This window comes from Corynebacterium tuscaniense (assembly GCF_008693065.1).
In the GTDB taxonomy this organism is placed as follows: domain Bacteria; phylum Actinomycetota; class Actinomycetes; order Mycobacteriales; family Mycobacteriaceae; genus Corynebacterium; species Corynebacterium tuscaniense.
On record NZ_VXKH01000045.1, the window covers coordinates 1 to 14451 of the forward strand.

Consider the following 14451-nt stretch of genomic DNA (forward strand, 5'->3'; position numbering starts at 1 on the left):
TCGTCGCTCCACCCCCGGCTTCGGCACCGGGCCGGCCCGGTGCCCCCGCCGCACCGGCACCAGGTTTCCGCATTCCAGAGAACTCCTCCCTGCCCAACTTCACCAACCCCTCCCCGGAGGCCTTGTCCTCAGAGGCACAGCGCTTCGCATCCAACATCAACGGACAAGACATTCAAAACGCCGTGAACTTCGCGCGGCAGTTCATCCGGTAGGGCAACGGCGAAACCCACTAGCTAAACCCAGCTATTCAGGACCAGCTAATCAGCCCAAAACCGCCAATAAGCTGGATCTAGAAAGCTAGGTTTAGGTCATGGCTATGCACCGCAAGCACAAAGGAGGTCACCCGCCAGGGTGGCCTCCTTCTTCCGCATGGAACATACGCTGGGGCGAGCGCCCGAAACCGTCGCCTCGTGTTTAGTGGTCCACTGGGGCCTCCACACCAACACCGGTAAGCGAGCGGACTTCCATCTCAGCCTGGAGTTCATCCAGTTTGTCCGGCTTGCCTACGAAGGTGGCGATGATGCCAGCCAGGAACGCAGCCGGGATGGACACGAGACCCGGGCTGGTCAGCGGGAAGATAGCCCAGTCAGCGTTCGGGAACATTGCAGTTTCGCTGCCAGAGACTGCCGGGGACAGGACGATGAGAACCAGCGCCACGATGAGGCCCGTATACATGGAAGCCACTGCGCCAGCGGTGTTGAAGCGCTTCCAGTAAAGGGAGAAAAGGATCGTCGGCAGGTTAGCGGATGCCGCGATGGCGAACGCCAAGGATACAAGGAAGGCAACGTTCTGACGCATTGCCAGGATGCCCAGGACGATGGCCAGGATGCCAATGACAACCACGGTGACGCGGGAAACACGGACCTGCTCTTCTTCGGACGCTTGACCGTCGCGAAGCACAGCGTTGTAGATGTCGTGTGCGATAGAGGCGGAGGCGGTGATAGCCAGGCCAGCCACCACGGCGAGCACCGTTGCGAAGGCCACCGCGGACACGACGGCCATGAAGACCGAGCCACCGATTTCCAGAGCCAGCAGCGGTGCGGCAGCATTCGCCTTACCCGGTGCAGCGTTGATCGTGTCCGGGCCGACGAGTCCAGCGGCAGCGTAGCCGAGAACCAGAGTCATCAGGTAAAACGCACCGATGAGGACGATTGCCCAGGTCACGGACTTACGTGCCTCCGTGGCTGTAGGCACGGTGTAAAAGCGCATGAGAACGTGTGGGAGACCAGCGGTACCCAGAACCAGGGACAGACCCAGAGAGATGAAGTCGAGCTGGCTAGTCAAGGAGCCGCCGTATTTCAGGCCCGGTTGGAGGATCTCAGACGCCTCATAGCCAGCCTTCTGAATGTGCTCGGAACCGGCGTGCATTTCCACGGCTTTGTCGAACAGTGCATTCATGCCACCCTTGACTGCGATGAAGCAGAGGATGGTCATAATCGCCACCGCACCGACGAGCAGCACTGCCTTGATCATCTGAACATAGGTGGTGCCCTTCATGCCGCCGATGAGAACGTAGGCGATCATGATCACACCAACGATCGCAACACAGATTGCCTGAGCGCTGAAGGTGTGCAGGTCCAGGAGGACGGACACCAGGGAGCCGGCACCAGCCATCTGGGCGATGAGGTAGAACAGGGAGACAAAGAGGGTGCCAAAGGCAGCTGCCACGCGCACCGGCTTCTGTCGCAGGCGGAAGGACAGCACGTCAGCCATGGTGAAGCGGCCCACGTTACGCAGTGGTTCCGCCACGAGCAGGAGGGCCACCAGCCATGCGACGAAGAAGCCAATGGAGTACAGGAAGCCGTCGTAGCCAGAGAGAGCAATGGCGCCGACGATGCCTAGGAAGGATGCAGCGGACAGGTAGTCGCCGGCAATGGCCAGACCATTCTGGGTACCGGAGAACTGGGCACCACCGGTGTAGAAGTCAGAGGCCTCGGAGGTGGACTTACCCACCTTCGTCACAATTGCCATTGTGACAATGATGAATGCGGCGAAGACAGCGATGTTGAGAATCGGGTTACCGGCTGCCGCGGTTTGCTCTTGGGCCAGGATGAATACGTCAGGGTTCATGTCTTAGCCCTCCATCTCTTCGCGGATCGCCGCTGCGCGCGGCTCAATGTTCTTGTTGGCATACACCACGTATGCCCAGGTAATCAGGAACGTAGTGATGAACTGGGCGACACCCAGCCAGAGACCTACGTTCATACCCAGGAATGGCTTCGCCATGACCTCCGGCCAGAATGTGGCGTACACGACGTAGAAGATGTACCAGAGGAAAAATGCGATAGACACCGGGAATGTGAACTTGCGGTAGGTGCTTCGCAGTTCCTGGAACTGCGGGCTAGCCTGCATTTCCACGAATTCCTGAGGCGTTGGTTCCCGTCGCTGTTTTACAGCGGGCGAGCCTTCAGCCATGGCTACTCCTTTCGGAAAAATGAATCGGATGTGAAAAAAGTAACCTAGAACACACAACCGGGAGACAGTTTTGCCAATTAAATTAAATAAATTTCCAAAAGTCACCCCCGTTGACTAGCCCCACCCAGAGCATTGCTAATCGGCGTCCCCTCCCCACCACTATCCAGGGAACATGCGCGGATCATTAGACTGGCGTTCACCAGGGATAGTGTCGAGGAGATCCAAAGATTCGCGGTCAAGCGTGATGCTGGCAGCCGCGATATTCCCCTTAAGACGCTGCGCACTGCTCGTCTTCGGGATGACAGAGATCCCTTGGGAAACGAGATACGCTAGGGCGATCTGCGCGGGTGTTGCGCCGTAGGCAGCAGCAACCTGTGTGATCTGAGAGCTGTCGAGGATCTCTCCCCTGCCCAGCGGCGCCCATGCCTCCGTGAGAATGTTGTGGCGGGCGTGGTAGTCCCGTAATTCCGGCTGCGTGAAACCGGCATGAAGTTCGACTTGGTTCACGGCAGGTGCGACCCCCGTTGCTGCGATGAGTTCATCCAGTGTTTCTTCGTAAAAATTCGCTACCCCCACTGTCCTGATAAGCCCTGCTTCACGCTGTTCTAGCAGTGCTTCATATGCGGCGACAAAGGTGCCGTTTTGGGGCCACGGCCAGTGGACCATGAACAGATCCACGTGGTCGAGGTCCAGCCGACGCAGCGATTCGTGGAAGGCTTCCGTGGCACGAGGCTGATCATCGTTCCATAGCTTGGACGTAATAAACAGTTCTTCACGCACCACATCCCCCGCCGCGATCGCCTCACGTACTGCGCGGCCTACCTCTGCCTCATTGCCGTACAAGGAGGCAGTGTCAAAGTGGCGGTAACCGCAGTCGATGGCCCGGCGGATAATGTTCACCGTGTCCGGGCCGGTGAGTTTGTAGGTACCCAGCCCCACAAGAGGTAACTCATGACCATCGTTCAAGGTGGCATGTGGAATGTCGCGGGGAGAAAGGGTACCAACCATTGTTCTAGTTCGCCTCAAGCAGATCGATGACAAAGATGAGGGTGCGGCCCGACAACGGGTGTCCGCCACCGGCGGGGCCGTAGGCCATTTCCGGCGGGATGGTCAGCGAGCGGCGGCCGCCCACCTTCATACCGGGGATGCCTTGCTGCCATCCTTCGATGAGGCCGGTCAGGGGGAACTCAGCGGCCTCGCCACGGTCCCAGGAGCTATCAAACTCCTCGCCGGTCTGGTAGTCCACGCCCACGTAGTGGACCTTGACCATGCCACCTGCCTTCGCTTCGTCGCCGTCACCGGCAACAATGTCCTCAATCACTAGGCCGTCCGGTGCCGGATCCTGAGGTACGTCAATAGTGGGCTTATCCATGAAAGATTTCTCCTTGGTTTGGGTATCCCGCTTGTTAAACGCGAAACCGCCGAAACGGTGAGCCCCTGATTATACGGTGCATCCCGCTTTCGGCGGATTCGCTGTCTTCAGCGTGCTTGTTTAGTCACACCGAAGGAGCGTTAGCGCTGATCGCGCGGAACGAACTCACGCTGCGTTGCGCCGGTGTAGATCTGACGTGGACGGTTGATCTTGGAGTTCATTGCCAGCTGCTCGCGGTAGTGAGCGATCCAGCCCGGCAGACGGCCGATGGCGAAGAGGACGGTGAAGAAATCCGTCGGGAAGCCCATGGCGCGGTAGATCAGGCCGGTGTAGAAGTCCACGTTCGGGTACAGCTTGCGCTCGATGAAGTAGTCGTCCTTGAGTGCGATCTCCTCGAGCTCCATAGCCAGGTCGAGCAGGCTGTCGCCGCCCAGGTGGTTGAGCACCTCGTGTGCGGATTCCTTGACGATGGCAGCGCGCGGGTCGTAGTTCTTGTACACGCGGTGGCCAAAGCCCATCAAGCGGACGCCCTTCTCCTTGTTCTTCACGCGGTTCATGAAGTCAGAAGCGTCGCCACCGTTGTTCTCCTGGATATCCTCGAGCATCTCCAGCACAGCCTGGTTAGCGCCACCGTGCAGCGGGCCAGCCAGAGCGTTGATGCCACCAGCGATGGACACGAACATGTTTGCCTGTGCGGAACCGATCATGCGGACGGTGGAGGTGGAGCAGTTCTGCTCGTGGTCAGCGTGCAGGATGAGCAGCTTGTCCAGGGCGTTCACAACAACCGGGTCAACCTCGTACGGCTCGGTCGGGTAACCGAACATCATGCGCAGGAAGTTCTCGCGCGGGCTCAGGGCGTTGTTCGGGTACATGTACGGCTTACCCTGGGATGCGCGGTAAGCGTATGCCGCCAACATCGGCACCTTTGCCATGAGGCGAACGGTTGCCTTGTCCAGCTGCTCCTCGTCCAGCGGGTTGAGCTGGTCCTGGTAGTAAGCGGACAGAATGTTGACGGACGAGGCCAGCACAGCCATCGGGTGTGCGTCACGCGGGAAGACGTTGAAGGCCGCCTTGAAGTCCTCATCCAGGAGGGTGTGGTGGCGGATGTTGCTGGAGAAGGTCTCTAGCTCATCCTCAGTCGGTAGCTCACCGTTGATCAGCAGGTAGGACACCTCGTTGAACGTGGCGTTGTTAGCCAGGTCAGCGATGTCGTAGCCACGGTAGCGCAGGATGCCTGCGTCACCATCGATGTAGGTGATCTTGGACTCGGTGGAACCCGTAGAAACGTAGCCCGGGTCGAAGGTGACCAGGCCGGTCTGTCCGAGGAGGTTGCCCAGCACAAAGCCGTCATTTCCCTCGGAGGCGCGGATGAGATCCATCTCATACTCGCCGCCGGGGTAGTTAAGTACTACCTTGTCGTTGTTCTCAGAAGCCACAATGAACCTTTCAAAGAGTCGTTGAGCGACGCCTGCGGCTAGTTTCCGCAGGTGAAATAACCTACGGGCTAAGCACGAGCCAAGCGCCAGAATTGGCATAAATTCACTCTATCAGGACCGCGCCCTGAGGATGTGACGGTAGAGACAAAAACTCCACTTCCCCCGTTACACCACAATTACCCCCGCGGGCTAGAGTTAGTGCCACACCGATGCCATTTTGAAGCCTGAAAGAAGGGTCCCGAATGTCCGAGTATCCAGCTCTTCCGCAAGAATTTTCACCTCACGACGGTCGCTTTGGCTGTGGCCCTTCCAAAGTCCGCCCTGCCCAGTTGGACGCGATCACTAACGGTGCACACATCATTGGTACCTCCCACCGCCAGCCTGCGGTGAAGAATGTTGTGGGTGAGGTCCGCGAGGGTCTTGCAGAGCTGTTCTCTCTCCCGGAGGGCTACGAGATCGTCTTGTCGCTTGGTGGCGCTACTGCTTTCTGGGATGCGGCGACCTTCGGTTTGATTGAGAAGAAGTCTGCACACCTGACGTTTGGTGAGTTCTCCTCCAAGTTCGCTAAGGCCTCCAAGCAGGCTCCGTGGCTGGATGAGCCGCAGGTGGTTGAGGCGCAGCCGGGCAGCGCCCCCTCCCCTTCCGCGCTGGATGGCACCGACGCAGACGTCGTCGCGTGGGCTCATAATGAGACCTCCACCGGTGCCATGGTTCCTGTCATCCGCCCGGATACTGATGCGCTCGTGCTTATCGACGCAACGTCGGGCGCCGGTGGCCTACCCGTCGATATGCGAAATGCTGATGCGTACTACTTCTCCCCGCAGAAGTGCTTCGCGTCAGACGGTGGCCTGTGGTTCGCGGCCATGAGCCCGGCTGCCATTGAGCGTATTGCCAAGATCAAGGAGTCCGGTCGTTTCATCCCGGCCTTCCTGGATCTGCAGACTGCTGTGGATAATTCCCGCAAGAACCAGACCTACAACACCCCTGCTGTGGCGACGCTGCTCATGCTGGCAGACCAAGTCAAGTGGATGAATGACAATGGTGGCTTGGACGGCATGGTTGCCCGCACCAAGGCAAATTCGGATGCGCTCTACTCCTGGGCGGAGGGCAATGCGCACGCAACGCCGTTCGTTGCGGATGTAGACAAGCGCTCCTACGTTGTGGGCACCATCGATTTTGATGATTCCATCGACGCCGCTGAGCTGGCTAAGGCTCTGCGCGCAGGCGGCATCCTCGACGTGGAACCGTACCGCAAGCTGGGCCGTAACCAGCTGCGCATCGGCATGTTCCCGGCGATTGACACCGAGGACGTAGTCAAGCTCACTGGTGCAATTGACTTTATGCTGTCCCAGGGCGTCGGCGAGAAGTAAAGAGTGAAATCCCTACCGCCGCAACCAAATAAGAGATTGCGTGTCAGTTAAGCTGTCTTTTTGATTGACTTAGGTGTAAGGAGACAGCGATGCGCGAGCTCTTTGTTGTTGCGGACGAATCGACCGACTCTCTGTGGGTGCTGCGCGCCCTTGACGGAGAAAAGTTCTGCATTTCACGCGAGGACCTTGTCCCGCCGGCCGCACCGACACTCACCACCGTCGAAGATACTTCCGTGAACAGCGGTTCTGGCGAGGATGATGAGAACCTTGAGGTCGCCGAAGCTGAGCCTGTCGAGGAAGCGAGGAATGAAGAACGTGGCGGGCCAAACCTGACGCTTTGTACACCGGAGCCTGAAAATCCCGAGACAAAGTCTTCCCCCGTCGAACGCACGCCTGCGGAGCCGGACCCGCTGTTTGCCACTCCCCTATCGCTGCGCCCGAAGGATATTCAGGCACGAATCCGTGCGGGAGCAAGCACTGAGGAACTCGCTGAGGAGATGGGCGTGGCCATTAGTCGCGTGGAGCCGTATGCCCATCCGGTGTTGCTGGAGCGCGCCCAGGTTGCGGAGGTTGCGAAGCAGTCCCATCCGGTCCGTGCAGATGGTCCGGCGCCGGACACGCTATATGAGGTCCTCGCGTTGAGCTTCTCTTCCCGCGGTCACGCCCTGTCCGAGGCCACGTGGGATGCGGTCCGGAACGTCGGCGAACCGTGGGTGGTGCGCTTGACGTGGCAGGCTGGCCTGCAGGAGCACAGCGCTGAATGGTCTTTCCACCGCACAATGGGCTCTGCCCCCACTACGGAACCGCGCGATGCGGTTGCAGCGGATCTGATCGACCCCTCGTTTGCACAGCCGGTGCGTTCACTGTCCGCCGTGGCAGTGAATTACGAGCAGGACGCTCCCGCTGCTCCTGCCGAACAGCGGCAACAGACGCACCACGCCCAGCCTGATCTTTTCGCGGAAGGCGACGTGCTGCACATCCCGGAGGAGCATGTGAAACCGAAGAAGCGCCGGCGTAAGGCTGTCACGCCGCACTGGGAGGACGTGCTTCTTGGGGTGCGCACGAACACGAAGCGTCCGAAGAAGTAGGGCTTTATGGGAGTCTCAGCCGTAGTCACTTTCTGGTACATCAACGCCGCTGATTCGGCCGCGGTATTGGAAGCAGAGCCACACGCTGACCGTGGCTTTGGCCGCAAATTGCTCGCGCAGCTCAATCCGCGCTGGCCAATCACGCCGATTGGCCAGTTCCCGCTAAACCGCTCTGCGCCCAGTAGCCGTGATGAGTTCTACATTGCCGGCTATCCGGGGGTCGCTGTCCTGCAGACGCATATCGACGACTGCGGCAAGCTCTCCGACATCCCCACCAACCTTCGCCGGGCGGTGCCCGCAGCGGATGTTTTCGTCTTTGCGGAGGGCATCGACGAAGGCGAGGGCTACGCCGGTTTTGCCCGCTTCAATGGGGATACGGTGCGCCGTTCCCTGTGCGCGACGCGCAATGAGCTCATCGAAGACCTCGGGCTGCCGGATGGGTTTGAAGCCCCGTTTTGGGCTGGAGAACGCGCCGATCAACTCGGTGGTATCTCACTGCCCTTTGAGCCAGTTGATCTCATGCACGCTGCCCAGCGCAGTTGGCTAGGTGTGGACATCTCCCCCGATGGCCCCGACATCAATGTGGTGGCTTACGCCGTTGACGGGCGCCCAGAACCCAAGGTGGAGCAACGCACCCCAGGGGCCAAGAATGTCGCCGATGTTGCCGCCAAGTTTTCCTCAGCGAATGCAGATTATGACGACTATGAGGAAGCCGAAGAAACGAACGACGAGTTCGCAGAACTCGCCGACGCTTCCGCCAAAGTGGCACGTCGGATTGGGCGCGATGTGACGCGACGCTGGCGCAACCTCAAGGAGACGGTGAAAGAACGGCTCCGTCACTCCGACCGCTAGCTCAGCCCCACTATCCCACGGTCGCGTTCATAAAACGCAATAGCTGCTGACGTTGCCACGTTCAGGGAGTCTGTGCCTGGCGCCATGGGGATGCGGGCGCGGACGTCCGTCGCACGCATCGCATGTTCTGTCAGGCCAGGTCCTTCCCCGCCGACGAGGAGGGCGACTTTGGGCCAGGGGTTACCGGCGGCGTCGACAAGCGCTTCCGCGAGATGGACGGCGCGATCATCGGGTGTGAGCGAAATCAACCGGAAACCGGCCTGGCGCAGCTGTTCAAGCGAACGCTGCCACGTGGTGGATGTGCCGTCCAGATGCGCGAACGGCAAGCGGAGCACATGCCCCATAGACACGCGCACGCTGCGGCGATACAAAGGATCTGCCGTGCCAGACCCCAACAGCACACCGCCCACTCCCATGCCGGCAGCATTGCGGAAAATAGCCCCGATATTCTCGTGGTCGCCGACCCCCTCAAGGACCACGAGCGTGCGCGCATCTAGCAGCTCACCGACATCAGGCTCCCCTGCCCTATCCGCTACCGCGATGAGCCCACGGTGCATGTCATAGCCCACCACCTCGGCGAGTAGCTCGCGGGTCACGGTGTAGATCGGGGCCTCAATCGGTGGGAGACCTTCTTCCGCACGTTGAGTGCGGAAGGTGTCAACCTTCTTTTCAAAGCCGATGATGCAGCGCAGCGGGTAGCGCGAATCCACCACCCGGCCGGCAACGAGCGGGCCTTCCCCGAAAACATACGCGCGGGAGTTGTCCGCTTTCTTCAAATCACGGATAACATCCAACCGCGGGTCAGCGGGATCATTGATGGGGATCATTCGCTACCAATCGTGGGTGACTTAGGAGATCGCAGCCATGATCGGATCCATGGCAAAGAACACCACGAACAGCGCGGAGATCAACCACATGATCCAGTGAATTTCCTTCGCACGGCCAGCGAACACTGCGAACAGCGCGAAGGTGATGAAGCCAATGCCGATGCCATGGGCGATGGAGTAGGTAAACGGCATTGCCACGATGGTGAGGAAGGCCGGCAGTGCAATATCAAAGCGGGACCATTCGATCTCACCCACCTGCATCATCATGAGTGCACCAACGATGACCAGCACTGGTGCAGCAGCCTCAATCGGCACGATCTCATACAGTGGGGTGAAGAACATGGCGGCCAGGAACAGCAGGCCAGTCACAATGTTGGCCAGACCAGTGCGTGCACCATCCGCGATACCGGCAGACGAGTCAACGTAGACCGTTGCGGAGGAAGCAGAACCAGCACCACCAGCGATAGCGCCAAAGCCCTCAACAACGAGCGCCTTCTTCATGTCCGGTAGCTCGCCATTTTCATCCGTGAGGTTTGCCTGACGGCCCAGAGCCGTCATCGTGCCCATAGCGTCGAAGAAGTTAGCCAGCACCAGAGTGAACACCAGCAGTGAAGCGGTGACAACACCAACCTGAGTAAAGGCACCGAGCAGGTCGACGTTGCCCACGATGGACAGATCAGGCACGCCACCGAAAGAGTCCGGCAGAGTCGGAACAGCCAGATTCCAGCCCGTCGGGCCGGTCTCAGCGGACGATCCGGCGCCCGTGACCCGCTCAATAATAAGGGCGATGGTGGTGTTGAGCACGATACCGATGAACAGGCCACCCGGAATACGGCGCGCAACCATGAAGCCACAGATGAACAGGCCAAGAACAAACACGAATGTCGGCCACGAAGCAATGGAACCGTTGATGCCCAGCTGTACTGGAACGGTGGTCATAGCGGCATCAGGGATACGGCGAACAAAGCCAGCATCCACGAATCCGATCATGGCAATGAACATGCCAATGCCCACGCCGATAGCAGCCTTCATCGAGGGCGGAATAGCTCGGAAGACGGCGGAGCGGAAACCGGAAACAGCTAGAAGAACGATAATGATACCGTCAATGACCACTAGGCCCATCGCCTGTGCCCACGTCAGGCCCTCCGTACCCACCAGGGTGACAGCCACCAAGGTGTTCAGGCCCAGGCCAGCGGCGATACCAAACGGGTAATTCGCCACAACGCCGAACAAAATACACATGACGCCGGCCACCAGTGCGGTAGCGGCAGCAACCTGCGGAATGCCCAGTACGGTGCCCACGGAGTCTTCACCAGTACCCAGGATCAACGGGTTCAACAGGACGATGTACGCCATGGCGAAGAAGGTGACCACGCCAGCGCGGACCTCCGTAGCCACCGTGGAGCCCCGCTCCGAGATGTGGAAGAAACGGTCCAGGCCAGAGCGCGCTTCAGCGTCCGGTTTCTTCTCCGAAAGATGTTCCACCTTCGCAGAATCTGTGGTGTTCGAACTCATAAAAACTTGTCCTTTTAACACGGAAAAGCGCCCCCACAAACCACGCACGGGACCACTTGGGGCGCGCACCGGCTCACGGAAGCAGAAACATGACGGGGATAGCGTCCCACCTAGTTGCCGGTTTTACAAAATGAGCAGCTGTGTCTGTCACCACATTGAGGGGTGGGGTTAGAAGAGGGGCTTTTCATCGTCGAAAAGCTCTCCGCCCGCATCAAGTTCTTCGGAATCAACCTTCGTTTCTGAGTGCGCGCCACAGCCATACGCGGCGGAGACAACGCGCCCATCGGCGGAGTATTCATTGGCGCAGACACCGAAGTTGTAGCCGATCGGCTCTCCTGCCGGAATGAAAAAAGCACAGGTCTTACACTGCAGCGCCGCCTGAGAGGCGTGCGCGGAATTGGGGCCAAAATCCCCGCGACGCCATCGATCCTTTGCGGCATCAAGGCCAGTTTTTGTGAGATACTGCGCGGTCTCACGGCCCGGGAACGTCACGGCATCCGGCGCGAAGGAATCCGCTGTCAAGCGCTCATCATCATGCGCTGGCTCCATCAGGTCGCCGGGGCCAAGATCACCCGGGCGGAGGCGATCCGAGTATGGCACCCAATCGGGCGCTTGCAGCGCTTCACCCGTGGGCGCGGGAACCAGCGCAACCTCACTCACCGTGATGTAATCCGAGCCCGTTGCACAGGCCACCACCGCATTCCACTCCCACCCGGTGTAGCCCGGTACGGTTGCCTCAAAGCGGTGCGTAGCAGTGTTACTACTCAAGCCACTGACACCAATATGTTCCCCCACTTTTCCATGATCGAGCTCATGCAGCGCCTCACGCGCAACGTTGACCGCCCGTTGACCAAGCAAGGGGCTTGCAGGAGTGTTGTTTGCTTCGCGGTTGCGACGGGTCTTTCTTTGTGTCACATCAACCATTATGGCTGACGTGTTGCAAGATAGAGCCCATGGCCCAATTTTCGCGCGCTGCTGCACTGCTGTTTGCCGTGCCGCTTCTTGTTTCTTGTTCCGGCTCCCACAAGCAGGGTGATGAAGGTGCCCTGCATCTCACCGCCCACATCGAGGAACGGTTGCCTTTTGATGAAACAAGCTTCACGCAGGGACTTGAGCTCGGCCCAGACGGCACGCTTTATGTGGGCACCGGGATGGAAGGGGCTTCCCGCATTTATCGCAGCACGGTGGATGGGCGCGAGCTTGCCAGCCAGGATCTCGCCCCTGAATTTTTCGGGGAGGGCATCACGCTTATCGACGGCTCCCTGTGGCAACTCACCTGGCAAAACAACACCGCCATCAAACGGGACGCGGAAACTCTCGAGGAAATCAGTCGCGCTACCTATGAGGGTGAAGGCTGGGGCTTGTGTGCCCGGCCGGATGCCGGTGAGGTGATCTTCTCGGATGGCACCAGCGAGCTGCGACGCATGGACCCGGACACCTTGGCGCAACGTGAACGCTTCACCGTAACGCTGAACGGCTCACCTCTAAGCGGGCTCAATGAGCTTGAGTGCGTGGGTGAAGATATTTATGCCAACATCTTCACCAGCACAGACATCGTTCGGATCGACGCGACCACAGGAGTAGTAGAAGCGGTTATTGATGCCTCTGGTGTTCCCAACAACGCCACCCCGGACCCCAACCACGTACTCAACGGTATCGCGCACATCGAGGGCGATGAGTTCTACATCACCGGTAAACGCTGGCCGGACATGTACCGGGTCACCTTCATTCCGGACACAAGCCACGGATAGACTGCTTGGGTATGGGTAGCAAGAAGACACGGGACCAACGCTCCATAGCCATGCTTGCCATCATCGCGGTGATGATCGTGGGCATCGTTGCCGCACTGTACTTCTACATGGAGTGGCGAAATAACCGTCCCAGTACCCCGCCACAGGAGATTGAAGTGACGGCCACTGCCGGTGAAAACTCCGCCACAACCACACCGTTCAGTGTCTGTGAATTCGGGGAAAACTGCCCAGAAGGCTCTGTTGCCACCATCGACGCGGACGGCGCTGATGCCGTGCGCATCAGCGTGCCCAAAGATGTCTCCGTTTTGCAGTGGTCACTGCTCAGCATTTACGACGACCCTGCGGCCAACAGCGAACGCACCTTCACTCCCGGTGAAGCCGATGAAGTAGATGTGCCTATCCGCAGTGAATCCAACTCCAATGCCAGCCTTGTTGTCATGGAAGTGTCCTGCCTCATGGTCGGCCAGGACGGCGCTGGCGAAGAGACCCCGGTCATGGCTACCTGGGCTTTCAGCACCGAAGCAGCCTAAAGCACCTTCGGCGCCTTAGGAATCTAGCTCTTTCGCCACCGCACGCAGGATCTCCGCGATCTGGCGCCCTTCCTTCCGCTCCGGGTAGCGGCCAGCATCAAGTGCCGGCTGGACCTGCGTTTCCAGCATCGACATGACGTCGGCAAGCATGCTGCTGAGCTCCGCTGGCTTGCGACGATTCACCGGGCGACGGCGCGGCTCATCGAGCACCTTCACCCGCAGCGCCTGGGGGCCACGACGGCCGGCAGCAAAATCAAACTCGATCCGCTGGCCTGGGAAGAGCTCATCCACACCCTCGGGCAGCACGTTTTTACCAACGTAGACATCCTCGTCCCCCGGGTTAGAGGCAAAACCGAAGCCCTTGTCGGCGTCGAACCACTTCACTTTTCCTACTGGCATCGTTGTCACACCCTTATGTGTATCGCGTTATTCTCGCGTGAAAACCGCGAGTATACCCGCCACGCAACGCGGTCCCATAAAGTTACGCCGTGCCGCACTCTGGCGACACACGCAACGACGTGTGAGACACCTCACAAAGATTACATTTACGCAGTTCCTGCAGTTAGTCACCCCGGAAAGTGCGTCACGTCAGTCACATTAATAACAATTCTAGAAAACAACGTGACCTAATCGTTATAAACAGCTAGAGTTACCGGCATGCCCTCACAGGGGCCAACCCTAATCGCATGATTGCCACGTTGAATTGTGTCCAGCGATCACTGCGACAAACTCCATAAGGACATAAGCGGGGGACCCACCCGCACGAACCCACCTCGGTGGCCGTGCACCGCGGGAACCCTCACCGGCCACAACCGGCCAGTGAAACCCGCTGGGGTGAAGCCGCACACGCGGCCAGGCACCTTACTAAGACCTCAGCCTGAACCCGACAGCTCACCTCGCAAACGCTTAACAAGAGAGGAACTTGAATACCCATATGGGACGTCACAGCAAGCAGAGCCGCACGTTTTCCAAGGTAGCAGCTGGCGCTTCCGCAGCTGTTGCGGCAACCGCCCTGATCAATCCGATCGCTAACGCAGCCCCGGATTCTGACTGGGACCGCCTGGCCCAGTGCGAGGCTGGCGGCAACTGGCACATCAACACCGGCAATGGCTACTACGGTGGCCTGCAGTTCTCCGCTAGCACCTGGCGCGCACATGGCGGTGGCCAGTTTGCACCGTACGCTCACCAGGCAACACGCGAGCAGCAGATCGCCGTCGCTGAGCGCACCCTCGCCGCCCAGGGCTGGGGCGCATGGCCGGCTTGCTCCGCTCGTCTTGGCCTGCGTTCCGCCCCCA

At 59.4% G+C, this 14451-nt stretch carries 15 protein-coding genes, 1 pseudogene and 1 riboswitch; of the genes and pseudogenes, 7 read left to right on the forward strand and 9 right to left on the reverse strand.

The features are described 5' to 3' along the window. Positions 1 to 212, forward strand: a pseudogene (locus F4V54_RS11495) (Tat pathway signal sequence domain protein); the annotation flags it as partial. A 202-nt stretch (positions 213 to 414) separates the two neighbouring features. Here F4V54_RS11495 and F4V54_RS08125 read toward each other — a convergent pair. The 5 genes from F4V54_RS08125 to F4V54_RS08145 form a co-directional block, all read right to left on the reverse strand. Beyond that, on the reverse strand, positions 415 to 2070 hold the full coding sequence (locus F4V54_RS08125; RefSeq protein ID WP_052093111.1) for a solute symporter family protein: 1656 nt from the start codon (positions 2068 to 2070) through the stop codon (positions 415 to 417). Positions 2071 to 2073: 3 nt separating this feature from the next. Next, positions 2074 to 2415 (reverse strand): DUF485 domain-containing protein, encoded by a 342-nt coding sequence (locus tag F4V54_RS08130; RefSeq protein WP_034666068.1) that lies wholly within the window; start codon positions 2413 to 2415, stop codon positions 2074 to 2076. Positions 2416 to 2574: 159 nt separating this feature from the next. After that, entirely contained in the window at positions 2575 to 3423 is an 849-nt protein-coding gene (locus tag F4V54_RS08135; protein ID WP_034666066.1) for an aldo/keto reductase, read from the reverse strand. A 4-nt stretch (positions 3424 to 3427) separates the two neighbouring features. Further along, on the reverse strand, positions 3428 to 3787 hold the full coding sequence (locus F4V54_RS08140) for an FKBP-type peptidyl-prolyl cis-trans isomerase (RefSeq protein WP_150386809.1): 360 nt from the start codon (positions 3785 to 3787) through the stop codon (positions 3428 to 3430). A 140-nt stretch (positions 3788 to 3927) separates the two neighbouring features. Continuing rightward, positions 3928 to 5223, reverse strand: a complete 1296-nt coding sequence (locus F4V54_RS08145; RefSeq protein ID WP_170253132.1) for a citrate synthase — start codon at positions 5221 to 5223, stop codon at positions 3928 to 3930. Between the two features lie 242 nt (positions 5224 to 5465). Here F4V54_RS08145 and serC point away from each other — a divergent pair, with 242 nt between their 5' ends. The 3 genes from serC (at position 5466) to F4V54_RS08160 (ending at position 8533) form a co-directional block, all read left to right on the forward strand. Then, positions 5466 to 6593, forward strand: coding sequence for a phosphoserine transaminase (serC, locus tag F4V54_RS08150; RefSeq protein WP_150386810.1), 1128 nt, complete (start codon positions 5466 to 5468; stop codon positions 6591 to 6593). 89 nt (positions 6594 to 6682) lie between these two features. Beyond that, positions 6683 to 7681 (forward strand): septation protein SepH, encoded by a 999-nt coding sequence (gene sepH, locus F4V54_RS08155; protein ID WP_150386811.1) that lies wholly within the window; start codon positions 6683 to 6685, stop codon positions 7679 to 7681. A gap of 6 nt (positions 7682 to 7687) precedes the next feature. Continuing rightward, positions 7688 to 8533: a DUF6928 family protein gene (locus F4V54_RS08160; protein ID WP_102724332.1), complete on the forward strand. Its 846-nt coding sequence runs from the start codon at positions 7688 to 7690 to the stop codon at positions 8531 to 8533. Here the strand turns inward: F4V54_RS08160 and F4V54_RS08165 are convergent. The 3 genes from F4V54_RS08165 to F4V54_RS08175 all read right to left on the reverse strand — a co-directional run bounded on the left by F4V54_RS08165 (position 8530) and on the right by F4V54_RS08175 (position 11799). Continuing rightward, on the reverse strand, positions 8530 to 9360 hold the full coding sequence (locus F4V54_RS08165; RefSeq protein ID WP_150386812.1) for a TrmH family RNA methyltransferase: 831 nt from the start codon (positions 9358 to 9360) through the stop codon (positions 8530 to 8532). The genes F4V54_RS08160 and F4V54_RS08165 overlap by 4 nt on opposite strands. Positions 9361 to 9381: 21 nt before the next feature. Next, the gene (locus F4V54_RS08170) at positions 9382 to 10875 is read right to left on the reverse strand and encodes an NCS2 family permease (RefSeq protein WP_150386813.1); all 1494 of its coding nucleotides are present in this window, start codon (positions 10873 to 10875) and stop codon (positions 9382 to 9384) included. 168 nt (positions 10876 to 11043) lie between these two features. Next, positions 11044 to 11799: a DUF3027 domain-containing protein gene (locus tag F4V54_RS08175; protein WP_150386814.1), complete on the reverse strand. Its 756-nt coding sequence runs from the start codon at positions 11797 to 11799 to the stop codon at positions 11044 to 11046. A 29-nt stretch (positions 11800 to 11828) separates the two neighbouring features. On the opposite strand from F4V54_RS08175, the gene F4V54_RS08180 reads away from it, so the two are divergent. Further along, positions 11829 to 12626, forward strand: coding sequence for a glutaminyl-peptide cyclotransferase (locus tag F4V54_RS08180; protein ID WP_150386815.1), 798 nt, complete (start codon positions 11829 to 11831; stop codon positions 12624 to 12626). Between the two features lie 11 nt (positions 12627 to 12637). Continuing rightward, the gene (locus F4V54_RS08185; RefSeq protein ID WP_150386816.1) at positions 12638 to 13156 is read left to right on the forward strand and encodes a DUF2771 domain-containing protein; all 519 of its coding nucleotides are present in this window, start codon (positions 12638 to 12640) and stop codon (positions 13154 to 13156) included. 15 nt (positions 13157 to 13171) lie between these two features. Here F4V54_RS08185 and F4V54_RS08190 read toward each other — a convergent pair whose 3' ends face one another. After that, on the reverse strand, positions 13172 to 13555 hold the full coding sequence (locus tag F4V54_RS08190; RefSeq protein ID WP_034666039.1) for a cold-shock protein: 384 nt from the start codon (positions 13553 to 13555) through the stop codon (positions 13172 to 13174). Between the two features lie 311 nt (positions 13556 to 13866). Continuing rightward, positions 13867 to 14079, forward strand: a riboswitch (cyclic di-AMP (ydaO/yuaA leader). Between the two features lie 11 nt (positions 14080 to 14090). Between F4V54_RS08190 and F4V54_RS08195 the strand changes: the two genes are divergently transcribed. Continuing rightward, positions 14091 to 14451 (forward strand): transglycosylase family protein (locus F4V54_RS08195; RefSeq protein WP_150386817.1); only part of this gene is annotated, 361 nt, incomplete at its 3' end.

Excerpts from the sequence above, each read along its gene's own strand:
- serC (WP_150386810.1), top strand. The coding sequence starts at position 5,466 with ATGTCCGAGTATCCAGCTCTTCCGCAAGAATTTTCACCTCACGACGGT.
- F4V54_RS08130 (WP_034666068.1), bottom strand. The coding sequence starts at position 2,415 with ATGGCTGAAGGCTCGCCCGCTGTAAAACAGCGACGGGAACCAACGCCT.
- F4V54_RS08160 (WP_102724332.1), top strand. The coding sequence starts at position 7,688 with ATGGGAGTCTCAGCCGTAGTCACTTTCTGGTACATCAACGCCGCTGAT.
- F4V54_RS08175 (WP_150386814.1), bottom strand. The coding sequence starts at position 11,799 with ATGGTTGATGTGACACAAAGAAAGACCCGTCGCAACCGCGAAGCAAAC.
- F4V54_RS08185 (WP_150386816.1), top strand. The coding sequence starts at position 12,638 with ATGGGTAGCAAGAAGACACGGGACCAACGCTCCATAGCCATGCTTGCC.
- sepH (WP_150386811.1), top strand. The coding sequence starts at position 6,683 with ATGCGCGAGCTCTTTGTTGTTGCGGACGAATCGACCGACTCTCTGTGG.
- F4V54_RS08125 (WP_052093111.1), bottom strand. The coding sequence starts at position 2,070 with ATGAACCCTGACGTATTCATCCTGGCCCAAGAGCAAACCGCGGCAGCC.
- F4V54_RS08190 (WP_034666039.1), bottom strand. The coding sequence starts at position 13,555 with ATGCCAGTAGGAAAAGTGAAGTGGTTCGACGCCGACAAGGGCTTCGGT.
- F4V54_RS08135 (WP_034666066.1), bottom strand. The coding sequence starts at position 3,423 with ATGGTTGGTACCCTTTCTCCCCGCGACATTCCACATGCCACCTTGAAC.
- F4V54_RS08165 (WP_150386812.1), bottom strand. The coding sequence starts at position 9,360 with ATGATCCCCATCAATGATCCCGCTGACCCGCGGTTGGATGTTATCCGT.
- F4V54_RS08170 (WP_150386813.1), bottom strand. The coding sequence starts at position 10,875 with ATGAGTTCGAACACCACAGATTCTGCGAAGGTGGAACATCTTTCGGAG.
- F4V54_RS08140 (WP_150386809.1), bottom strand. The coding sequence starts at position 3,787 with ATGGATAAGCCCACTATTGACGTACCTCAGGATCCGGCACCGGACGGC.
- F4V54_RS08180 (WP_150386815.1), top strand. The coding sequence starts at position 11,829 with ATGGCCCAATTTTCGCGCGCTGCTGCACTGCTGTTTGCCGTGCCGCTT.